The sequence below is a fragment of the Neptuniibacter sp. 1_MG-2023 genome, assembly GCF_030547185.1.
Taxonomy (GTDB): Bacteria; Pseudomonadota; Gammaproteobacteria; order Pseudomonadales; family Balneatricaceae; genus Neptuniibacter.
Genome location: NZ_JAUOQR010000006.1, coordinates 152,763 through 176,116 on the forward strand (window position 1 = coordinate 152,763; position 23,354 = coordinate 176,116).

Here is a 23,354-nt window from a genome sequence, read left to right on the forward strand (position 1 = left end):
CTTCACTCTATACTTGTTAAGGACTGACTTTAGACTTCCAGGAGCATACGTGCAGGATCTTCCAGGAGATCTTTAATAGTCACTAGGAATTGTACAGCTTCCTTACCATCAATCATACGGTGATCATATGACAGAGCTAGGTACATCATTGGTAAGATTTCCACCTGCCCATTCACCGCCATTGGACGCTCTTGGATCTTATGCATACCCAAAATTGCCGTTTGTGGTGGATTTAAGATAGGTGTAGACATCAAAGAACCAAATACACCACCATTAGTAATAGTGAATGTACCGCCCTGCATGTCATCCATACCTAACTTACCATCACGGCCACGCTTACCAAAATCAGCAATAGTCCCTTCTACATCAGCTAAGCTCATCGCATCAGTATCACGTAGAACCGGAACCATTAAACCGCGTTCAGTTGATACAGCAACACCAATATCTTGATATCCGTGATAAACCATATCATTGCCATCAATAGAGGCATTAACCGCTGGGAATTTCTTAAGCGCTTCAGTCGCAGCTTTTACAAAGAAAGACATGAACCCTAAACGCGTACCGTTATGCGTTTTCTCGAACAGGTCTTTATATTGCTTACGAAGTTCCATTACAGGCTTCATGTTAACTTCATTATAAGTTGTTAACATAGCCGCACTTTGCTGAGCTTCTACAAGACGCTTAGCAATAGTCGCACGTAGACGCGTCATTGGAACTCGCTTCTCTACACGCTCACCTACAGCAACATTCACACTTGGTGCTGCTGGAGCTGCGGCCGTTGGAGCAGGCGCGGCAGCTGCTGGGGCTGGTGCAGGAGCACCATTTTTCATAAAGTTTTGAACGTCTTCTTTAGTGATACCGCCATTTTTCCCAGTACCTGGGATAGCAGAAGCATCTAAACCGTTCTCTTCAATCAACTTACGCGCTGCAGGCCCTACTTTATCTGCATCACCCGTAGATTCCGCTACTGCTTCAGTAGCAGCAGGAGCAGCGCTACCCGCAGCACCCGCCGTGAAATGAGCGATAACTTCATCACTTAAAACGGTCTCACCTTCACCTTTTAGGATGTCAGCGATCACACCATCTTGTGGTGCTACAACTTCTAAAACAACTTTATCAGTTTCGATATCTACAATCAGATCATCAGCAGAACACGCTTCACCAGGTTGTTTGTGCCAAGTTGCAATTGTGCCGTCTGCTACTGATTCAGGGAACGTCGGCGCTTTGATTTCGATGGACATATTTTTTCCTTTATCGTTATCACCGTCAGGCGATTAAAAATTATGGTTAATCGCCTGATCAACCGTTAATAGCTTCATTTACTAATGCTTCCTGCTGCTCAGCATGGACAGAGAGATATCCAACTGCTGGTGCCGCAGACGCTGGACGGGCAACGCCTTCCAGGTGCAATTTACTATCATGCATATTCAGAACGTGGCGCATATGATGCTGCATTGAGTACCATGCACCTTGGTTCATTGGCTCTTCCTGACACCAAACAGCAGTCTCAAGATTTTTATAAGGAGCCATCGCCTCTTTTAACGCATCTTCAGGGAATGGATATAGCTGCTCGATACGAACAATTGCTACATCGTCTTTTTCAAGTTCCGCACGACGGTTATAAAGATCGTAATAAACCTTACCTCCACAAAGAACCAAACGCTTAACCTTCTTCGGATCAAGCTGGTCTGTTTCACCGATAACCGGCAAGAAACTACCTTCGGAAAGCTCTTCAAGTGTAGATGTAGCCTGTTTATGTCTAAGCAAACTTTTCGGAGACATAACAATTAGCGGCTTACGTAGAGGACGTATCACCTGACGACGCAGCAGATGGAAAATCTGTGCCGGTGTCGTTGGGGTACAAACCTGAATATTGTGCTCAGCACAAAGCTGCAGATAACGCTCTAAACGTGCAGATGAATGCTCAGGCCCTTGGCCTTCAAAGCCATGAGGAAGAAGCATTGTCAAACCACACAAGCGCTGCCACTTATGCTCACCTGATGTAATAAACTGGTCAATTACAACCTGTGCGCCATTGGCAAAATCACCAAACTGAGCTTCCCAAATAACTAATGCATTTGGCATAGTCGTTGAGTAACCATATTCAAACGCAAGCACAGCTTCCTCAGACAAGAACGAATCATGCAGAGTTAATGACGGTTGCTCTTCTGAAAGATTTTGCAAAGGCAGGAAGATATCCGCCGTTTTCTGGTCATGTAGTACAGCATGTCGATGGGAGAATGTACCACGCCCAACATCTTGACCAGTAAGACGAACAGGATGACCTTCAGCTAAAATAGTTGCATAAGCTAACGATTCAGCCATACCCCAGTTTAGCTCCATAGCGCCATGTGCCATGCGCTTACGGTCATCTATGATTTTCTGAACTTGACGTTGAACCACAAAGCCTTCAGGAATGGCACAAATCTTATCACCTAGTTCCTGTAGCAACTTATAATCCACCTTAGTTTCACAGTCAAAAGACCACTCATGACCAAGGTAAGGCTTCCAATCCACAAACAACTCAGTATTAGGCTCATGGATAAGAGACTTAACCGTATGCTCACCATTTTCCAGTAGCTTACGATACTCTTTTTCCATCTCTTTGCTTTCTTCAGGTGTAATAACACCTTCAGAAATAAGCTTTTGAGCATAAAGCTCACGTGTTGGTGTCTGCTTTTTAATCTGTGCATACATCAACGGCTGAGTACCAGATGGCTCATCCGCTTCGTTATGACCACGACGACGGTAGCAGAAAAGATCGATAACAACGTCTTTCTTAAATTCGTTACGGTAATCAACCGCTAACTGAGTTACAAAACGAACGGCTTCAGGATCATCACCATTAACATGGAAAATCGGTGCCTGAATCATCTTCGCTACATCAGTAGAATACTCAGTAGAACGAGAATCTTCTTGTTTCGATGTTGTAAAACCAACTTGGTTATTGACAACGATATGAATTGTACCACCCGTTTTATAAGCACGGGTTTGAGACATTTGGAATGTCTCCATAACAACACCTTGACCACAGAATGCTTGGTCACCATGGATGTTTACGGGTACAACAGTGTTACCTACAGTATCTTCACGACGATCTTGACGTGCGCGTACAGACCCTTCGACAACAGGTGCAGAGATCTCTAGATGGGATGGGTTAAAGGCCATCGCAATGTGCACCTCCCCTCCACCAGTCTCAACATTTGAGGAAAAACCTTGGTGATACTTTACATCACCTGATGTATCTAAGGTTTTCTTACCTTCAAATTCGTCAAAAAGTTCAGAGGGGCTCTTACCAAAAATATTCACCAAGGTATTAAGGCGGCCACGGTGAGCCATCCCAATAACAACCTCTTTCGCGCCCTGCTTACCTGCACGTTGTATTAACGTGTTTAAGGCAACGATCATTGATTCACCACCTTCAAGACCGAAGCGCTTAGCCCCGGCATAGCGTGAACCTAAATACTTTTCTAGACCTTCAGCAGCCGTTAAGCGCTCAAGAATCATTTTTTTCTTTTCGATCGGCGCTTCTGGATGGGAACGTACAGGTTCTATCCGAGACTGCAACCAACGTTTTTCCTGAGTATCAACAATATGCATATACTCAGCACCTACTGTTGAACAGTAAGTTTTCTTCAGATCCGCAACAATATCTTTCAGGGGCGCCTCTTCTGGTCCGAAGAACAGAGATCCCAGCTGGAAAGTTGTGTCGTAATCTGCTTCTGAAAGCTCATGAAAACGCAGATCCAAATCGGGTACATCTTCACGCTGCATCATCCCTAACGGATCGATGTTCGCAATCTGATGTCCTCGCACACGGTATGCGTTAATCATTCGCAACACACGAACCTGCTTTTTCTCGTGTTCAGAACTAACTGAACTCGCAGAAACAGGTGCTGCTCGCTTCTGATTTTTTGATAAGTAAAGAAAATGTTCCCTAATAGCGGAATGGGGTACATCCTGCGTCAGGTTATCGCCCACCTTAGGTAAACGATCAAACTCTTCTCTCCACTCCTGAGGAACCCCATTAGGGTCCATTAGGTATGTTTCATACAGTTCTTCAACGTAGGAAAGATTGCCACCATATAGATGTGCATTCTTCCACATGAGATCCATGATGCTTTCTTGCATTCTTGATCACCCTGGCTCTGGAGGCTCTGTCGATTCTGTCGGGATCATCCGACGAGATATCGCCCCTCTTTGAGTTACCTTCATTCACCCGATCAAACAGTAATTACTGTCTCGGGAGTGCTATAGTAAAGCTTTTATGCTCAACCTTTAATAATTCTTTATGCGAATATAGTAATTTTTTTACAAAAATATTATTTTTTTGTCTGAACAAAAAAAAACGGTGCCCAATGGCACCGTTTTCTTAGACTTAAGTCGCCTGAGAGAGCAACATGTTCCGAATTTTTCCGATTGCCTTAGTCGGGTTAAGCCCTTTAGGACAAACCGCAACGCAGTTCATGATACCGTGGCAGCGGAATACGCTGAACGGATCATCCAAGTCAGCCAAACGTTCACGGGTCGCAGTATCTCGGCTATCAGCCAAGAAGCGGTATGCCTGAAGCAAACCAGATGGACCAATGAATTTATCTGGATTCCACCAAAAAGATGGGCAAGCAGTAGAACAGCAGGCACAAAGAATACATTCATACAAACCATCCAGCTCAGCACGATCTTCAGGCGACTGTAAACGCTCGATCGCTGGCGGTGGTGTATCGTTGATCAAGAAAGGCTTGATCTTCTCATATGCTTTGTAGAACTGACCCATATCAACAACCAAGTCACGGATAACCGGAAGACCTGGAAGTGGGCGCAACACCAACTTGTCATCTTTAACAACAGCAGACAACGGCGTGATACATGCAAGGCCATTAACGCCATTCATGTTCATACCATCAGAACCACACACACCTTCACGGCATGAGCGACGATAAGCCATTGATGGATCTTTATCTTTCAACAACTGCAAAAGATCAAGAACCATGATGTCCTTACCACCAGGAATATCGATATGGATATCCTGCATGTAAGGAGCATCATCTGTCTCAGGATTGTAGCGATATACACTAACCAACATGATAGAAGCTCCTTAGTAAGTACGAATTTTAGGTGGGAATGGTTCCATTGTCTTAGGCGCGAAGTTTACTGCACGCTTACGAACTTCTTTCTCACCCGGGAAGTAAACCGAGTGGCACAACCAGTTCTCATCATCACGTTCAGTATAGTCATTACGCGCATGCGCACCACGAGATTCTTTACGGATCTCTGCAGCAATAGCTGTGGCTTCAGCAACCTCAAATAGATTTTCCAATTCAAGTGCTTCAATACGTGCCGTATTAAATGCCTGACTCTTATCTTCAAGATGCAAGTTATTGATCTTCTCTCGAATCTCTTCAAGTAGCTTAAGACCTTTCTGCATGCTTTCACCGTCGCGGAATACGCCAAAGTACAATTGCATAGTACTCTGTAGTTCCTTACGAACATCAGCAACACGCTCACCGCCTGTTGAGTTATTCAGACGATTTAGACGAGCCATCGCTGCTTCGATGTTTTCTTCAGTAGCATTTTTAACTTCATAACCATCGCGCATCTGCTGCTCGATCTGCATACCTGCAGCACGACCAAAGACAACCAAGTCAAGAAGTGAGTTACCACCTAGACGGTTTGCACCATGTACAGATACACATGCAACTTCACCACAAGCATAAAGACCATCAATAATATGATCATTACCATCAGCATCAGGAGCAATAGCCTGACCACCGATATTTGTAGCTATACCACCCATCTGGTAGTGACACGTTGGCACAACAGGAATTGGCGCAACCACAGGATCAGTCGCCGCAAACGTTTTAGATAGCTCACAGATACCCGGTAGACGAGAATGAAGTACTTCTTCACCCAAATGATCCATCTTAAGGTAAACGTGATCGCCATCTTCGCCACAACCACGACCTTCTAGAATTTCTAGAATCATGGAGCGCGCAACAACATCACGACCCGCTAAATCTTTAGCGTTTGGCGCATAACGTTCCATGAAACGCTCGCCATCTTTATTGATCAAGTACCCACCTTCACCACGACAACCTTCTGTTACAAGCACACCTGCGCCTGCGATACCGGTTGGGTGGAACTGCCACATCTCCATATCCTGCGCCGGAATACCTGCACGCAAAGACATACCCATACCGTCACCGGTATTGATAAGAGCATTAGTAGTAGAAGAGTAGATACGGCCAGCACCACCCGTCGCTAGAACGGTAGCCTTAGCCTTAATGTAAACGGTCTCACCTGTTTCAATGCAGATAGCAATACAGCCTACAACCGCGCCATCATCATTTTTAACAAGATCTACTGCATACCACTCATTCAAGAAAGTAGTACCTGCTTTCATATTGCCCTGATAAAGAGCATGAAGCAGTGCATGACCGGTACGGTCTGCTGCAGCACAAGTTCGCGCAGCCTGACCACCTTCACCAAAATTTTTGGATTGGCCACCAAACGGACGCTGATAAATACGACCTGTTTCAGTACGTGAAAATGGCAGACCCATATGGTCTAACTCAAATACCGCCTGAGGGCCAACAGAACACATGTACTCGATAGCATCTTGGTCACCGATATAATCAGAACCTTTGACAGTATCGTACATATGCCAACGCCAATCATCATTTGGATCGTTACTTGCGATAGCACAAGTAATACCACCCTGTGCAGACACAGTATGAGAACGCGTTGGGAATACTTTTGTTACACAAGCAGTGTTCAAACCGCTCTGTGCAAGCTGAAGTGCAGCACGCATGCCTGCACCACCGCCACCGACAACAATTGCGTCGAAAGTAAGCGTACGTAGTTTAGACATAGTTTAAATACCCCACAAAATCTGAATGCCCCACGCGACGTAAATAAACGTCAGCAGGCCAGTAGCAGACTGAAACACAAAACGCATACCGGTCGGCTTGATATAATCAGTAGACACTGACCACATTCCGATCCAAACATGTGCAGCAAAGGACAACAGCGTCAGCAGGGTAAAGATACGCATCGCTGTACACTGAAAAAGCTCCGTCCACATGTCGTAAGTCAATTCAGCGCCAAACGCTAGATAACCAATCATAAAAACGGTGTAGCACGCAAGAATCACAGCGGTTACACGCTGCATCATCCAATCATAAAGGCCGCTACGACCAAAGCTAGTAATACTAGTTACCATATCCATACTCCCGAAATGAGGACTGCTGCTGCAGCAAGACCTAAGGTCACTTTTGCTGCCAATAAACCACTGTCTAATTCTTCACAGTAGCCAAAGTCCATTACCAGGTGTTTTATGCCCGCGAAGAAGTGATACAGCAAAGCTGATACGCTTCCCCACGCAATAAGCTTCGCAATGAAGCCATTTTCAAACATATCAATTGCTTCATTGAAGCCAGCTTCAGACTCCAGAGATAACCCCAACGCATATAGCGCAAATACGGCACCAAAAAATAGCGCCACACCTGTTGCTCGATGCAGAATAGAAGTAATCGCCGGAAGCGGCTGTTTGATTGTTCGAAGATCTAAGTTTACAGGTCTTTTCTTATTCACGGCTCTTGTTCACACTTTGCGGCCCCTTTGCAGGGCTCGGTTGCTCGGAAGTGTTGAAGATAAGTACCTCGCTCCTCAAGCTTAAACCTACATATCAACTCCACTAGAAGTACAATGTAGAGACAAACTTCGGGGCGAGAGTATAAGCATTTCACCTATAAATTACAACGCAAACACCGCCATCTTCGCCTTTGGTCTAGCAAAAACAGACATATAAAAAGTCGTACAACCAAATGCTAATTCAGTCATAAGTCGTTTCCTGTTAAAAACGCTAAGAATTTGCTGCATTGCGATAATTATCCCGTTTGATCTGATTGACAAACTTTTTTCACACTCTATATTGTGTGAGTCCAATTTATCGGGCCAAGACTCTTAGATCTGATTGGCAGTAAATCAGAATAGAACTAAAACATAATGATAGGAGCCTTTTAATGGCTGATAAGAAAGCACATTTGACGGTCGATGGCATGGAAGGAACGATTGAATTGCCTGTTTACTCTGGCACTTTAGGTCCTGATGTAATTGATGTCCGTCCACTGACCGGTAAAGGCCTGTTTACCTACGATCCTGGTTTTGTATCTACCGCAGCTTGCGACTCCAGTATTACATTTATTGATGGTGGAAAAGGCGTGCTTCTGCACGGCGGCTACCCAATTGATGAATTAGCAGAAAAATCTGACTACATGGAAGTGTGCTTCCTGCTTCTAAATGGTGAACTACCAACAGCTGAACAAAAAGAGACATTTGTCAAAACGGTTAAGAGCCATACAATGGTTCACGAGCAACTTAACCATTTCTACAATGGTTTCCGACGCGATGCTCACCCAATGGCAATCATGTGCGGCGTAGTAGGCGCACTATCTTCGTTCTACCACGACTCTCTTGATATAGATAATGAGCATCACCGCGAAGTTTGCGCATACCGCTTAATCGCAAAAATGCCAACCATCGCAGCTATGTGTTTCAAATATTCAAATGGCCAGCCGTTTATGTACCCACGTAACGACCTGAGCTATGCAGGCAACTTCCTGCAAATGATGTTTGGCACACCATGTGAAGAGTACCAGGTAAACCCAGTACTTGAGAAAGCAATGGATCGCATCTTCGTACTTCATGCAGACCATGAGCAAAATGCCTCTACGTCTACTGTTCGTCTTGCAGGCTCATCCGGCGCTAACCCATTCGCATGTATTGCATCAGGTATAGCAGCACTTTGGGGGCCCGCTCACGGCGGTGCAAACGAAGCTGTGCTAACAATGCTTGAAGAGATTGGCGATGAATCCAATATCGAAGAGTTTGTTAGTAAAGCTAAAGATCCTAACGATCCCTTCCGCCTAATGGGCTTTGGACACCGCGTTTATCGTAACTTTGACCCTCGCGCTAAAGTTATGAAGAAAGCATGTGACGAAGTACTTGCGGAGCTAGGCATAGAAAACGATCCTCTACTACGTATCGCTAAACGTCTAGAGCAGATCGCACTAGAAGATGAATACTTTGTAGAACGTAAACTATATCCAAACGTGGACTTCTACTCAGGCATTATCTTAAAAGCGATTGGCATTCCAACTAACATGTTCACTGTTATCTTCGCATTGTCTCGTACAATCGGCTGGATCTCTCACTGGAGTGAATTCCACAGCAGCCCGAACAAGATTGGTCGCCCACGTCAGCTATACACGGGCCCAGTACAGCGTAAATACCCAGGCTAAGCATTAAATTTAGCCAAATAATAAAAGTGTAAGTAATGACACTTTTAGATCAAGAACCCTGCCAAGCTGCAGGGTTCTTTTTTTATAAAACGATTGATTCTTCAAAAGCCTTTTCAAACTCTTAATCAAATACTTATTGTATCTTTAATATTGACGCCTTAAAGGCGGCTGCCAAAGAGCAACCAGCCTCTAAAGAGGGCCTATATCGCAACCAGCTGTATACGTTAGGCAGCGACGGCAAATCCAATCTATCCCCCACCAACTCAACTCCATCTCCAACTGCACTTTTAGGCCTAACACTGACGGCCAAACCACTCTTTACTGCGGCCATCAATCCCTGATAACTCGATGTAGTATAAACCACACGCCAAGGCAACCCTGCGCTATTTAAAGCAGCAATGCTCGCTTTACGAAATTGACAATAATCAGTATAGGTCGCCAAGGGCAGCTCTCGAGCACTAGACCACTCCCACCCCTCAGCCCCCATCCAAGCCAGAGGTTCCACAGCAAGAAGCTCCCCTTTCCCTATATTTGCATCTAATGAAAGCGTCAAAACCAAGTCATAATCACCTCGCTCATAGCCCGCATTCAAATCGGGACTATAACCGGTCTCTACATACAACCTAACGCCGGGGTTAGCTCTAGCAAAACTAGCTAAGAGCTCAGGAAGCATAGTTTCAGCGACACCTTGTGACACGCCAACCTTAATTTCTCCTTTAGCACCACTCTCCTGAAGAGAAGCTATAGCATCATCCTGAAGTGCCAACATCCGTTTCGCATAAGATAGCAACATCTCCCCCTCACTCGTAAGCAGGCGTTTTCTTCCGCTTGTCCTAAATACATTGACACCCACCTCTTGCTCTAAGCGCTTCATTTGCTGACTTACAGTGGACTGAGTCTTATGCAAATAGTCAGCAGCTTTAATAAATCCGCCTCGCTCTACAACAGCAACTAAGGTTCTCAAAATATCACTACTTAAATTAGGTTGAGCCATCATTACACCAATCAGATTTTACGATCAAAACAATTAATATTAATCGTTTTTACTAATTCAAATATATCACTACTCTTAATTTTAAGCACTCAGGAGATAAAAAATGTCGCACGCAAACGCAAGAAAGACGTCACCAGACCACAGATCGCAACCTGATAAGATCACTTTCAACTTACCAAGTAGGAGCAATAGAGCAAAAAACGATTGGCCCGACACAAATATTCACATCAAAAAGAGCTATCTAGCCGATGCAGCCTCCCGACAAGAGAGAACAATAACAACAGAATTTCTTGAGATTCCCGACGAATTTTACGAAACGAAAGAAAGCAGTGTCGCCTCAATAATTGAAATAAATACGAGCTACAACCTAACGATAAAAAGAACAAACAAGGGCTGTATCGATATGGAATACTATTTCACTAAAGGAAAACATGAGCGAAGAAAGTGTTTTATCTATTTTTGGCAACACCTATACAACATTGTCACAAGAGCTAAAATCACAAAAAGCTAAGCATAAAAAAAGCCGAGCAGAGCTCAGCTTTTTTTAACTTACTATTTAATATGGCTTATTTGTATCTAAAAACCCCATGCATAGGAATAACAACCGATACATCGGCTATGACTAAAATTGTTAACTCTCACAGGTTGATTCAATTTTATGAATAGTTAAATCAGCACCGTTATACTCTTCCTCTTGCGTCAAACGAAGGCCAACTAGGAACTTAACAACACCATAGACAACAACACCGCCAACAACAGCGACAATAATACCAGCGCCCGTACCAATTAATTGAGAGGTCAGACTAACACCGCCCAACCCACCAAACATTTCCGAACCAAAGATACCTGCAGCAATACCACCCCAAGCACCACACACACCATGAAGAGGCCACACACCTAAAACATCATCAATTTTCCATTTATTCTGTTGAATCGTAAACAAGACAACAAAAATAGCACCGGCGACTGCACCAACAACTAAGGAGCCCATAGGGTGCATAACATCAGACCCTGCACACACAGCAACCAAACCGGCCAACGGGCCATTATGAATAAAACCCGGGTCATTTTTACCAAAAATCAACGCTGTAATAATTCCGCCTACCATTGCCATCAGCGTGTTCACAGCAACTAAGCCAGAAATACCATCCATAGTTTGTGCAGACATAACGTTAAATCCAAACCAGCCAATACATAAGATCCAAGAACCTAAGGCCAAAAATGGAATATTGGATGGTGGAAAAGCCACTAAACGCCCGCCTTTGTAACGCCCATTACGGATACCTAGCATCACCACAGCAACAAGCGCTAACCAACCACCCATACCATGCACTACAACTGATCCTGCAAAATCATGAAATCCTGCCCCAAAGCTTTCTTCCAACCACGCTTGAAAACCAAAGTTACCATTCCAAATAATCCCCTCAAAGAAAGGGTATATAAAGGCTACGATCAATGAAGACGCTAACAGAAAGGGCCAGAACTTAGCACGCTCAGCAATACCACCAGAAACAATTGCTGGAATTGCTGCGGCAAATGTCATTAAAAAGAAAAACTTAACTAACTCATAACCATTATTGCTTGCCAATTCCGCCGCAGGTGAAAAAAATGTAACACCATAAGCAACCCAGTAACCTACAAAAAAGTAAGCCATTGCAGAAAAACCAAAGTCGGTCAAAATTTTCACAAGCGCATTGACTTGGTTTTTATGACGAACCGTACCTACCTCCAAAAAAGCAAAGCCTGCATGCATGGCAAATACCATGATGGCTCCCATTAAGATAAATAAGGTATTCGAACTTTGGACTAGCGTCTCTACAGCGCTATTGACGTTTTCCACTGACAGTCTCCTGTTTTTTTATTCGGCAAAATGCACTGCACTTGTGCGCCAAAAAATAGTTGGCACCAATGCAATGCAAAATCAGCATTTTTTTATACTTTTAATTGAATATAATTTATGACAAAAGAAGCTAAAAACCCCTATTTCACAGGGAATCCAGCTAATTCACCATCAATTAATCAACGCTTCTATGCACCATTTAAAAGCATTAAGTATGCCAAACAGGATAAGCTGCACTAAAAAACAGCTTATAGCTTATGAGTAATTCTAAAACAGCTATGTATACGCTGATTTCGTTTAAAATCCGGATCTAAAGTACTGTAAGTTATATCTTCAACAACATAATCACTTAACGCCTCGTGATCTATTTTGAAGCGTCTATAATTATTGGAAAAGTACAATACACCCTCTTTACGCAATAACCGCATTGCAGCATCAACCATATCTACATGATCTCGCTGTACATCAAGCACTCCTTCCATACGCTTTGAATTTGAAAACGTCGGAGGATCCATAAAGATCAGATCATAAGCAGGCTGACGCTGCATTCGCAACCACTTAAGGCAATCACCTTGTACCTGTTGATTCGCGTCCTGATCAAAGCCGTTAAGATCAAGATTACGTTTTGCCCAATTTAGATAGGTCGCAGACATATCAATACTGGTCGTTGTTTTTGCGCCCCCTTTTGCAGCATGCACTGAAGCAGTGCCGGTATAACAAAACAGATTTAAAACGTCTTTACCCGCTGACTCTTGCTGGATACGGTAGCGTATTGGGCGGTGGTCAAGAAACAGTCCCGTATCAAGGTAATCATGTAGGTTGACTAATAAGCGACAACCGTACTCATTCACCTCTTTAAAACGATGAGTCTCTGACTGTTTTTCATATTGATTTGAACCTTGCTGCTTTTTACGCTGCTTTAAAATCACTTTATTGGCAGGGATATCTAAGGCAACAGGAATCGCAGCCATCACTTCCTGTAATCGTGAGAAGGTTTTAACTGGATCAATTTTTTTCGGTGCAGCATATTCCTGAACATGCACCTCATCACCATAAATATCGATCGCCACCGAATATTCCGGCATATCCGCATCATAGAGCCGGTAGCATTCTATCTGCTCTTTCTTAACCCATTTAGCTAACTGCTTTCTATTTTTTAATAAACGATTTGCAAACATTTGAGCACCATCACTCAACGGCACCACTTCCTCCTCTTCGCGCACCCTTTGCTCTGGTCGATGCTCGGAGATTGGGTAAACAAACAGGCGACTTTCTAACGCGCCATTAAACAACTTATATTGTTTATCTGCACGCATCCCCATCACTTTACACAGATCAGGGTTCGACGTGAAAATAGCGGCAGTCCAACCGGCAAACTGTTCTTTTAACTTGTCACCCAAGTGACGATAGAGAAACATTAACTGCTGGGTTTCACCTAAGCGCTCCCCGTAAGGCGGATTAGTAACTAACAACCCTACCCCTTGAGGCAACTGTTCGCGTTCAAGGTCTTCCACTCGACAGGCCGCAAAATCGATAAATTCAGCAACTCCAGCTCGTTCCGCATTTTGTCTGGCGGATCTTAATACAGATTTATCCTCATCGCGGCCCACTAAGCTGATCTCTAATTGAGATAAACCCTTAGCTTTTCGCCCATTCGCTTCCGCAACCAACTCATCCCATATCCCTTTTTGATGACCCGTCCAGCGGGAAAAGCCATAACGCTTACGCTGCAAGCCCGGCGCAATATCAGCAGCCATCATTGCTGCTTCAATCAACAACGTCCCTGAACCACACATGGGGTCTAACAAGAGATCAAAATCAGCGATACGTGCAGGCCAACCACTTCGAAGCAAAACAGCCGCCGCTAAGTTCTCCTTCATCGGTGCTTGTCCCGCCTGCAACCTATAGGCACGACGGTGCAAACTATCACCTGAAAGATCAATCGCCACCGTCACTTTGCCACGGTGCATACGCACGTTAATACGTAGATCTGGAGCAACCTTATCGACACTAGGGCGCGCGCCCGTTAAATCACGAATCTGATCCACAATGGCATCTTTAACCTTTAATGCACCAAAGTGGGTATTATTAATAGCGCGAGTCTGCCCCGTAAAATCGATCAATAAGGTACCTTCACTGCGCATATGATCCAACCAGTCAACCTGCTGGACCGCATCATAAAGATCCTCTGTCGTCTCAGCATCACCTTGATAAACAGGCATCAACACACGGTTAGCCAAACGGGACCAAAGACATATACGGTAAGCATCTTCAAGATCACCATGACACTGCACACCCGCCACTGTTTGCTTGGTATCTTCAACACCGAGTTGGTGCAGCTCCTCCTCAAGTAGCAACTCAAGGCCTTTAGGGCATGTCAAAAACAGTTTCATAGGAATCATTTACTCTGTAAGTATTTCATTCAACTTGCGATTACAATGAAAAAAAATCATTGAAAGTCACAAATGTTTATTCATTAACTAACTTGATGAATGCACTGGTTTTTTTGCACCCACGTAATAAATTGTACTATTAATTCTAGCTACTCAATAGGCATTTTCAATCACGCTCACACGCTTTTTCCGTTATCAATAGAAGCCTACCTTCTGATTTTAATTAACTGCTAGGTAGATTTTAAGCGGATACCATGTCTCAAGGAACCGCTGCTCTCACAACTAAAACATCAAGAGAGGCTCAACTACATGAAGAGACAAAAACGTGATCGTAGTAACACACTTTTCAATCGAGGCTTTCAAGCCGGCATAAGTGGAAAATCTCGGGATCTCTGCCCGGTCAACACATCAGACCTTAGAAGTCACTGGATGAGTGGTTGGCGACAAGGACGAGAAGCTCACTGGAGCGGCATGGATGGAGTATCAGCAATACAAGCCGACCCAGCATTTCATTAAACTTATTTAAAAAGGCTCCCTAATAGGGAGCCTCATCATTGGGGATTATATCTACTAACTTATACAGACAACTGCTCTATTGCACGAACCGATTCAGTGACCAACTTCGGCCCACGGTAGATAAACCCACTGTATATTTGAACTAGGCTTGCACCCGCTTCTATCTTTTCTGCCGCATCAAACCCTTCCGTAATTCCACCGACACCTATAATAGGTAGCGCTCCATCTAGCTCTTTTGCGAGAGTTCGGATCACTTTTGTAGATTTGTTACGCAAAGGCGCGCCAGAAAGACCACCGGTTTCATCGGCGTATAACAGCCCTTCAACACCGTCACGGGATAAGGTCGTATTCGTTGCTATTACCCCATCAATTTCATAAGACTTTAGGGATGCCGCAACTAAAACCAGCTCCTCATCAGTCATATCCGGTGCAATTTTAACGGCGATAGGAACATAACGATCATGAAATTTCGCTAGTTTTGCCTGTTCAGATTTAAGTGCATCTAACAAACTATTTAATGCCTCACCGTATTGCAGTGTCCGTAACCCTGGAGTATTCGGCGAAGAAACATTGACGGTTATATAACTTGCTCGACTATAAACTTTACGTAAGCAATAAAGGTAATCGTCATTAGCATCTTCATTAGGCGTATCTTTATTTTTACCTATATTAATGCCTAGTACGCCTTTATAACGACTTTTATCTAGGTTAGATAACAATCTATCTACACCGTCATTATTAAAGCCCATACGATTAATAATAGCGCCTTGTTCAGGTAAACGAAAAATTCGAGGCTTGGGATTTCCATCCTGGGGACGAGGCGTTACGGTACCAACCTCTACAAAACCAAAACCCATCGCTGCCATACCATCAACGGCAATGCCGTTTTTATCTAATCCAGCAGCCAACCCTACACGGTTAGGAAAATTAATACCCATAACCTGAACCGGATCAGATAATTTTTCAGCACCCAGTAACTTATTCACACCTAATGCAGACGCAAGATTCATCGAATGCAAAGCGACGTTGTGTGAAAGTTCGGGATCAAGCTGAAACATTAAAGATCGAGTCAGTGAATACAACATACAGATACCAGATAACAAAATTTGCACGATTATAGGCGAGGCGTAATCAGAATAACATAGGGCAAAGCGGATCAAATTGAGAAGTTAGGCTTTTTCATAATAAAAACATAAAGTTATAAAACAATAGTTTCGTTAGAAGAAAAAGACCTAGCTCTACTTAATTTTCTCTATCCCTTTATATTTGCCCTGATCATCAAAAGTGATACGAAAACGCCCCTTCACACCATCTTTCAATAGAAAAGGTTTTAGTATTTTGGCTGGAAATTGTACGCTGCGACCATCAAGTGCGTGCGCAAAAACAGTTTGCGCAACACCTTGATACATCAAAATATATTTATCAGCAGAGATATATAAGTCAACAAGTATAGATTTCATAACTATTTAACAAAGGCTACAAAATAAAGAGCGCAACAATAAAACATAACTTATAGCCCTGTCATCATTGCGCTCAACTTTTTATGCACTGTATTGACATATTTTTGCTAAATCAAAAAGCTCCCTCAAAGCCACTGTATACATTGCATACTCTTGTTTTTTTGCGCTTTTCAGCTCAACTAGTACATTTTCCCAACGCTGTACTAACCACTCATTTTCAGTACACCATTTATCAATTGCATGCTGCACTGAACAGCCAGAGTGCTGTCCCTTAATAGCAATCGCGACAATAGCCCTTTGCTGCCAATCAAGATCATCTCTAAAAGCTTCACGCGCCAACGCCTGCCAATAATTATCAACACGAAGTGTATTCAGCTTTTGGGACAGCCAGTCCAATTCCAATCGTTCTCCCAATCCAAAGTACATCTGAGCGACCTTGTCGGTAGATAGCTCCGCCAACTCTGCCGCCTCAATAATCCCCAACGATGAATATAGAAAACGTGCACCCGATACCATTTTGGCCAACTTAACAGGCACACCCTCCGCTTGATAATACTCTTTTGAACTCTCCCAACGCTTTAAGGGCTCTCCAGAGAGAATTTTTTCTTGTTTATTTAATATTTTTACCAGTTCACTTCTAAAGCGTTTAACCTCAACACTGCAATCTAATTCCAAGCGGCGATTACGTACAAACCAACGGGTTGCTCTCCTCATTAAATGCTGTAACTCATGCATCATTTTGATTTGAGCTTCATTGCTTACCTTATGGTCTAGCGTCTCGATCTGCTGCCAAAGCGGTTCTATATCAAACACATCTCTAGCAAGAATATAAGCTCGAGCGATTGATGCGTCATCGGCGCCGGTTGATATGCGTAAACGGTCAACAAAATTGATGCCCATCATATTGATCATATGATTCGCAATCTGAGTCCCTATAATCTCACGCCTTAAACGGTGTGATGTTAACTCTTCTGGAAACTTATCCACTAACAGCTCAGGAAAAGCGCTATTAAGTTCATGGCATAAATAGGGATCATCAGGCACGCTGGATACACTTAATGTTTGCTTCAACTCCGCTTTACTGTAAGAGATCAGTATAGAAAGCTCTGGACGCGTAAATCCAAGTTTCATATTAAAGCGTTCATTAAGAGCTTCATCGTCAGGCAAAAATTCAAGCGCTCGATTAAGCTTTCCCGCACTTTCCATATTCGATATATAGCGCTGATATTCAGACATATTTTCTAATGACCGCGATTCGGCCATAGAGATTGCTTGTACTTGGCGATAGTTGTTCTGCAACACTAATTCGGAAATCTCTTCAGTCATCTGTGCCAATAACAGGTTGCGCTGCTTCCGCGTCATATCACCATTATCAACAAGCTGGTTGAGTAGGATTTTTATATTCACCTCATGGTCTGAACAATCAACACCACCCGCATTATCAATAAAGTCTGTATTAACCCGTCCTCCTGATAGGGCATATTCCATGCGTGCCCGTTGGCTTAAGCCTAAGTTACCGCCTTCGCCGACAACTTTGCAGCGTAGCTCATTACCATTAACCCTAAGTGCATCGTTTGCCTTATCACCTATATCCCCATCACTCTCTGTTGTAGCTTTAACATAAGTACCAATCCCGCCATTCCATAACAGATCGACCGGCGCCTTTAACAAAGCACTGATTAATTCATTAGGTGGAACCGCTACGCTAGTTAACCCCGTTAATGCTTGCATCTCAGGTGTAAGTTTTATGGACTTACTGCTCCGACTAAAAATCCCTCCCCCTTTTGATATGAGAGATGAATCATAATCAGACCAGGAGGAGCGAGGAAGTTCGAAAAGCCGCTGCCTCTCTGACCAGCTTTTAGCGGCATCCGGCTGAGGATCTATAAATATATGCTGATGGTTAAACGCTGCCACCAGCTGAATATGTTTCGACAATAACATACCATTGCCAAACACATCCCCTGACATATCTCCAATACCAACCACTGTGAAATTTTGCTTATCAGTATTGATACCCATTTCACGGAAATGGCGCTCTACTGACACCCAAGCACCTCGCGCGGTTATGCCCATCTTTTTATGGTCATAACCTAAACTACCACCAGATGCGAAGGCATCGCCCAACCAGAAACCGTAATTTTCCGCTATCTCATTCGCTATATCTGAAAAAGCAGCAGTTCCCTTATCTGCAGCAACCACTAAATAGGTATCATCTTCATCATGGCGAACCACCGATTCTGGTGGTACAACTTCACCATCAATTAAGTTATCGGTGATATCAAGCAACCCACTAATAAATGTTTTATAACAGCTGATACCTTCAGCCAGCCACGCATCTCGACTCATTCCATCAGATAATTGCTTAGCAACAAAGCCACCTTTTGCGCCCACCGGTACGATAACCGCATTTTTAACCTGTTGTGCTTTAACTAACCCCAACACCTCTGTCCGATAATCCTCAAAACGGTCTGACCAACGCAATCCGCCGCGAGCGACCTTTCCACCCCGTAAATGAACCCCTTCAACTTGAGGTGAAAAAACAAATATTTCAAATTTTGGTTTTGGCAGCGGGACATCAGGAATTTGCTCTGGGGCCAGTTTAAAAGAGAAATAACACTTATATTCTCCCTCTTTTTCCTGATAATAATTTGTCCGTAACGTAGCCTTAATTAAGGCTAAATATTCTCGAATAACCCTATCATCATTTAAACTCACGACTTGATCTAAGCTCGTCAGCACCTGTTGCTCTAATACCTCCTCATCACCCCGATTTTCAGGATCGAAACGAGCGGTAAAAAGCTTGACTAACTTAGCCGCGATATCAACGTATGAGTTTAAGGTGCTGCTGATTGCTTCAGGACTAATAGGAAAGCCAATCTGCTTCATATAAGCAGCGTAAGCTCTGAGCATAGAGACTTCACGCCAATTAACTTCGCCACCTAAGACTAAGCGGTTAAATTCATCACTGGCGGCTTTTCCTGTCCACACATGTAAAAAGGCCTCTTCAAAGAAGTGCTTCAATGTATCAGGTGAAACGGTTCCATTACCTATATATTGCAGGCTGAAATCGTGAATCCAGATCTGTTGGTTTTTCCCCTCAACCTGATAAGGATGTTCATCAAGCACTCTTAGGCCGAAGTTTTCCAATACCGGAATAACATCAGAAAGAGGCAATGAGGCGCCTAAACAGAAAAGCTTAAAATTAAGATTGGCATCACCCCGCTCAAAAGCCTTATAAAAACTGAGCTGTATCGGATTCTCACTATTAAGTTTAGCTATACGCTGAAGGTCTACCACCGCAGTACGTGGCATAAAATCTGAACTATAACTTGTAGAGAATGAATCACCATAGAGATTATAAGTGGCTGTTCCACCCTCCTCTCCCAGCGTTTCAACCAAAGCATCACGCAGATCCTCAGACCAGCTTCTACCTGCCTGCCTTACCAATGCCTCAAGTTTTGCTTCATCAACCCCTTCTGCGATCGCGTCACCACGCAAAATAAATTGCGTTCGCGTCAAGATAGATTCAGAGAAGTAAGTGGTAAAATCAGCTTGATCGCAGCCAAGTTCTCGGCATAAGAGTGTTTCAACTTTCCGCCTAAATTCGGTGCTGTATATATCCCTTGGAGAATAGATCAAACATGAATAAAATTGACCGAAATAATCCCGACGGAGAAATAGACGGATCTGTCGGCGTTCATGAATTTGTAAGATACCAATAACAATACGATAAAGGTCATCAATATTTACTTGGAAAAGATCATCCCTAGGGTGTATTTCTAAAATTTGTAATAGTTCTTTCCAATCATGCCCTTGGTGATGGAGACCCGATTTCTCCATAATCGCCTCGACTTTTCGACGCACAATTGGAATTTGACGCGAGCTTTGGATATAGACGCTAGATGTATACAGACCAAGAAAACGGCTCTCACCCACCAAAACCCCATCCCGGTCATAACGTTTAATACTAATGTAATCAGGATAGATCGGACGATGAACGGTCGATTTATGGTTTGATTTTGTGAATGAAAGGATATCTGGAATTAAAACAAAGCCATCTGCATCTCGTGAATTTTGATTTACCAAAGCTGAGCGGCAATGCTCATCACAAAACTTCAATAAACCTAACTGACTACCGGGTACCGCTTCAAGTATCTGTTTGCCCCCTTTTGAAACCAGCTGATACTCATCATAACCTAAGAAAGTGAAATGACTTTTAAGCCAAACAATAAAGTCATGTGCTTCAGTAGAAATGCTCTCCTCAAATCCATTCACTGGTTGTGAGAAAAGAGCAGTCAAGCGGTCGCACTGTTCCAACATCGGAGTAAAGTCTTCCACCACCATAGTGACATCTTCAAGCACATTCAGAAGATCGTTTTCTAAGGAGGTTAACTCTTCAGCTCCCGTGTGACGGTCCACTTGGATTGATACTAATGTTTCACGGTGGGTGTTTTTAGAATGCACGTTGCCAGCACAACTATCTTTATCAAATGCATCCATCAACTCACCGCTATCATCTCTTTTCATGGTGAGCACAGCATTATGAATAGCATGTATGGTTAAATTTCTTCGATTCAACTCCATACGCAAGGAATCAACAACAAACGGCATATCCTCTTGCAATACCTCAATGATGGTATGTGTTGATTGCCAACCATGTTGTTCATAATCTGGATTAAAAACTCGGACTTTAGCTTGCTCTCTTTTACGACATTGAATAAATTGCCAGCAGGCTAATGTTGATCCATAGAGATCTTCTAACTTCCATTCATTCAGATCGATTAACGAGGCTGATGAGTAATAAAGCTTGGCAAATTCGATCAAATCCCCTGCTTGCTCAGCAATCAACCTCTGTTCTATCTCCTCACAAAGAAGCGCAAGAAGTTTCTCTTTTTCATCTACTCTATAGTTATCCATAATGCACTCAAAAATAAGCCCGTTTATCAATAGTATAGATAGGAACTAAAGATACGCGCAGGCTTTTTATTAAACATCTTCTAATATACTCATTAAGCAGCCAATAACCGTTAAACAAACGCAAAAAAGAATATTTCTCCTTCAAGAATCATTGCTATGACCACTAACATTACTCATAATCAAAAAACGTGGGATTTATTAATAACGTGTTAAGGTTTTAGATCTGCACCTTTGAAGTATTAACCAAAGGACTTTGTGTTGCTAATTCATCCAACCAAGCTGTTAAGCGTCTTATTTTTTGTATCATTTTCTATACACGCAGCAGTTACCGTTAAACTAGATCAGTCCACCATTTATCAAGGTGAAAAACTAACGCTAACAATAGAAACCGATCAAACGAATCAAGACCGCCCAGACCTAGGTGCATTACAAAAAGATTATGTGGTTTTAAGTACAAAAAAGGTCACCCTTTCTAGCCATAGTACAAATACCGTCATCACAAAAAACCGTTGGATCCTTTCACTACGTCCTATTGGGGATGGAGAGAAGATAATCCCAGCCATAAAAGTCGGAACCGAAATTAGCCCTGAAGTTTCTCTATTCGTGTTACCTGCTGAGCAAAACCCTCATCCTAGCGAGGGTGCATTACGGCCAATTTATTTGGACGTTAAACTTGATAAAGATGAAACTTATATCAATGGTCAAGTGATTCTCAGTGCTCGGATATTTCACCTATCGCCTCTTCCTGACAATATGAACTTGAGCCAACCTGAATCTATCGATGCTTTAATCAAACCATTGGAAGAACAGAAAAAGTACTCCACTGTTGTAAGTGGCCAACGCTACACCGTAACTGAAAATAATTACGCTATATTTCCTAGAGAAGAGGGAAACATTGAAATCTCCCCTTTATTTTTAAGCGCAACATTAACAAACGGTAATCTGTTAGAGCTGAACAGCCCTCCTCAAATTATTTCTGTACTACCTCCCACTTATAGCAGTAGCAACACTCTTTGGCTTCCAGCAGAGAGTGTTCATATTGAAGACAACTTGCCCGACCTTAATCATATTGCGGTAGGTGATAGCTTCACTCGGATCATATCCATGGAAGCGGAAGGTTTACCTGCATCGGCTCTACCTTCATTATCTGTACTCCAAAATGAGTTAGCCGATATAAAATTACTCAATGTCGTATTAGAAGAACAGATGACAGAGCGTGGGGTAATCAGTCAACGTACAGAAGAGCTCATCATTACCCCCTTAGAAGCGGGTGAGGTAACACTACCTGCAATCGACATTCCTTGGTGGAATACTCAAACTGATCAAGGCCAAACAGCAAGCCTAGCATCAAAAGTGATTGCTACAAGTCTTCAAGCAAAGCCTAAAGTATCAAATAAGCTACAACGTAGTGATTCTAGTGATAATAAAGGGGATCGACCTAAAGATACTTCTGAGCTACTTATCTGGTTGCTTACCGCTATCAGTATAGTGTCGGTATTAGGCTGGATTTACTCTTTTAATAAACTGCGACTATTACAAAACATCTCTAAAGAAAACGAAGAACAACTCGCTCAAGAACAGACAATGCGCAAACAGGTTGCGACTGAAATAGCAGAAAGAAATACCTTTCAAGCCTTATCTATGGCCTGTAATCAGAACAATCCAGCTATAACGCAATTACGGTTAATTGAATGGGCACAAAGCTTTTGGAACGATCCACTACTACTCTCGCTAGAACAGGTCTGCGAGAACGCCAAGAACCAAACTCTCAACTTTCTTATAGTGGATTTAGAGCAACATTTATATAGTGAAAGTCCTGAGTTATGGCGAGGGGACCTACTACTTGACGCTATAGACAAACTCCGGAAACGACAACAAAAAAGACTCGATATGCAAGCTGGAGACAACCATCTGAGCTATCAAAACCCTTAA

Annotated in this window: 15 protein-coding genes; 3 read left to right on the top strand and 12 right to left on the bottom strand. The window is 43.1% G+C overall.

The window, feature by feature from the left end; translation table 11 throughout:
• Positions 1–29: 29 nt before the first annotated feature.
• The 6 genes from odhB to sdhC all read right to left on the bottom strand — a co-directional run bounded on the left by odhB (position 30) and on the right by sdhC (position 7,590).
• On the bottom strand, positions 30–1,241 hold the full coding sequence (odhB, locus tag Q4492_RS09175; RefSeq protein WP_303417171.1) for a 2-oxoglutarate dehydrogenase complex dihydrolipoyllysine-residue succinyltransferase: 1,212 nt from the start codon (positions 1,239–1,241) through the stop codon (positions 30–32).
• 58 nt (positions 1,242–1,299) lie between these two features.
• The gene (locus tag Q4492_RS09180; RefSeq protein ID WP_303417173.1) at positions 1,300–4,131 is read right to left on the bottom strand and encodes a 2-oxoglutarate dehydrogenase E1 component; all 2,832 of its coding nucleotides are present in this window, start codon (positions 4,129–4,131) and stop codon (positions 1,300–1,302) included.
• A 247-nt stretch (positions 4,132–4,378) separates the two neighbouring features.
• Positions 4,379–5,083, bottom strand: a complete 705-nt coding sequence (locus Q4492_RS09185) for a succinate dehydrogenase iron-sulfur subunit (RefSeq protein WP_067867002.1) — start codon at positions 5,081–5,083, stop codon at positions 4,379–4,381.
• A gap of 12 nt (positions 5,084–5,095) precedes the next feature.
• The gene (gene sdhA / locus Q4492_RS09190; RefSeq protein ID WP_303417177.1) at positions 5,096–6,868 is read right to left on the bottom strand and encodes a succinate dehydrogenase flavoprotein subunit; all 1,773 of its coding nucleotides are present in this window, start codon (positions 6,866–6,868) and stop codon (positions 5,096–5,098) included.
• A gap of 3 nt (positions 6,869–6,871) precedes the next feature.
• Positions 6,872–7,219 carry a succinate dehydrogenase, hydrophobic membrane anchor protein gene (gene sdhD / locus Q4492_RS09195; protein ID WP_303417179.1) on the bottom strand — a complete coding sequence of 116 codons (348 nt, stop codon included), beginning with the start codon at positions 7,217–7,219 and terminating at the stop codon, positions 6,872–6,874.
• The gene (gene sdhC, locus Q4492_RS09200) at positions 7,213–7,590 is read right to left on the bottom strand and encodes a succinate dehydrogenase, cytochrome b556 subunit (protein WP_303417181.1); all 378 of its coding nucleotides are present in this window, start codon (positions 7,588–7,590) and stop codon (positions 7,213–7,215) included. Before sdhC ends, sdhD begins: the two co-directional genes overlap by 7 nt.
• A gap of 431 nt (positions 7,591–8,021) precedes the next feature.
• Here sdhC and gltA point away from each other — a divergent pair, with 431 nt between their 5' ends.
• The gene (gltA, locus tag Q4492_RS09205; protein WP_303417183.1) at positions 8,022–9,299 is read left to right on the top strand and encodes a citrate synthase; all 1,278 of its coding nucleotides are present in this window, start codon (positions 8,022–8,024) and stop codon (positions 9,297–9,299) included.
• A 133-nt stretch (positions 9,300–9,432) separates the two neighbouring features.
• Here the strand turns inward: gltA and Q4492_RS09210 are convergent, their stop codons facing one another.
• From Q4492_RS09210 to rlmKL, 3 genes are all read right to left on the bottom strand, one after another.
• Positions 9,433–10,293: a LysR substrate-binding domain-containing protein gene (locus tag Q4492_RS09210; protein WP_303417185.1), complete on the bottom strand. Its 861-nt coding sequence runs from the start codon at positions 10,291–10,293 to the stop codon at positions 9,433–9,435.
• A 631-nt stretch (positions 10,294–10,924) separates the two neighbouring features.
• Positions 10,925–12,133 carry an ammonium transporter gene (locus Q4492_RS09215; protein WP_303417187.1) on the bottom strand — a complete coding sequence of 403 codons (1,209 nt, stop codon included), beginning with the start codon at positions 12,131–12,133 and terminating at the stop codon, positions 10,925–10,927.
• A gap of 248 nt (positions 12,134–12,381) precedes the next feature.
• Positions 12,382–14,526, bottom strand: coding sequence for a bifunctional 23S rRNA (guanine(2069)-N(7))-methyltransferase RlmK/23S rRNA (guanine(2445)-N(2))-methyltransferase RlmL (gene rlmKL / locus Q4492_RS09220; protein WP_303417189.1), 2,145 nt, complete (start codon positions 14,524–14,526; stop codon positions 12,382–12,384).
• A gap of 309 nt (positions 14,527–14,835) precedes the next feature.
• Between rlmKL and rmf the strand changes: the two genes are divergently transcribed.
• Complete coding sequence (rmf, locus tag Q4492_RS09225; protein WP_075109595.1) at positions 14,836–15,042, top strand: ribosome modulation factor; 207 nt, start codon at positions 14,836–14,838, stop codon at positions 15,040–15,042.
• A 59-nt stretch (positions 15,043–15,101) separates the two neighbouring features.
• Here rmf and Q4492_RS09230 read toward each other — a convergent pair whose 3' ends face one another.
• The 3 genes from Q4492_RS09230 to Q4492_RS09240 all read right to left on the bottom strand — a co-directional run bounded on the left by Q4492_RS09230 (position 15,102) and on the right by Q4492_RS09240 (position 21,422).
• Positions 15,102–16,127, bottom strand: a complete 1,026-nt coding sequence (locus Q4492_RS09230) for a quinone-dependent dihydroorotate dehydrogenase (RefSeq protein ID WP_303417192.1) — start codon at positions 16,125–16,127, stop codon at positions 15,102–15,104.
• Between the two features lie 153 nt (positions 16,128–16,280).
• Entirely contained in the window at positions 16,281–16,502 is a 222-nt protein-coding gene (locus Q4492_RS09235; RefSeq protein WP_303417195.1) for a DUF2835 domain-containing protein, read from the bottom strand.
• Between the two features lie 81 nt (positions 16,503–16,583).
• Positions 16,584–21,422 (bottom strand): NAD-glutamate dehydrogenase, encoded by a 4,839-nt coding sequence (locus Q4492_RS09240; RefSeq protein ID WP_303417196.1) that lies wholly within the window; start codon positions 21,420–21,422, stop codon positions 16,584–16,586.
• A 258-nt stretch (positions 21,423–21,680) separates the two neighbouring features.
• On the opposite strand from Q4492_RS09240, the gene Q4492_RS09245 reads away from it, so the two are divergent.
• On the top strand, positions 21,681–23,354 hold the full coding sequence (locus Q4492_RS09245; protein WP_303417198.1) for a BatD family protein: 1,674 nt from the start codon (positions 21,681–21,683) through the stop codon (positions 23,352–23,354).

Coding starts and splice junctions, on each gene's coding strand:
- Q4492_RS09230 (WP_303417192.1), bottom strand. CDS start 16,127: ATGTTGTATTCACTGACTCGATCTTTAATGTTTCAGCTTGATCCCGAA.
- sdhA (WP_303417177.1), bottom strand. CDS start 6,868: ATGTCTAAACTACGTACGCTTACTTTCGACGCAATTGTTGTCGGTGGC.
- rmf (WP_075109595.1), top strand. CDS start 14,836: ATGAAGAGACAAAAACGTGATCGTAGTAACACACTTTTCAATCGAGGC.
- Q4492_RS09235 (WP_303417195.1), bottom strand. CDS start 16,502: ATGAAATCTATACTTGTTGACTTATATATCTCTGCTGATAAATATATT.
- Q4492_RS09210 (WP_303417185.1), bottom strand. CDS start 10,293: ATGGCTCAACCTAATTTAAGTAGTGATATTTTGAGAACCTTAGTTGCT.
- gltA (WP_303417183.1), top strand. CDS start 8,022: ATGGCTGATAAGAAAGCACATTTGACGGTCGATGGCATGGAAGGAACG.
- odhB (WP_303417171.1), bottom strand. CDS start 1,241: ATGTCCATCGAAATCAAAGCGCCGACGTTCCCTGAATCAGTAGCAGAC.
- Q4492_RS09240 (WP_303417196.1), bottom strand. CDS start 21,422: ATGGATAACTATAGAGTAGATGAAAAAGAGAAACTTCTTGCGCTTCTT.
- Q4492_RS09180 (WP_303417173.1), bottom strand. CDS start 4,131: ATGCAAGAAAGCATCATGGATCTCATGTGGAAGAATGCACATCTATAT.
- Q4492_RS09185 (WP_067867002.1), bottom strand. CDS start 5,083: ATGTTGGTTAGTGTATATCGCTACAATCCTGAGACAGATGATGCTCCT.
- rlmKL (WP_303417189.1), bottom strand. CDS start 14,526: ATGAAACTGTTTTTGACATGCCCTAAAGGCCTTGAGTTGCTACTTGAG.
- sdhD (WP_303417179.1), bottom strand. CDS start 7,219: ATGGTAACTAGTATTACTAGCTTTGGTCGTAGCGGCCTTTATGATTGG.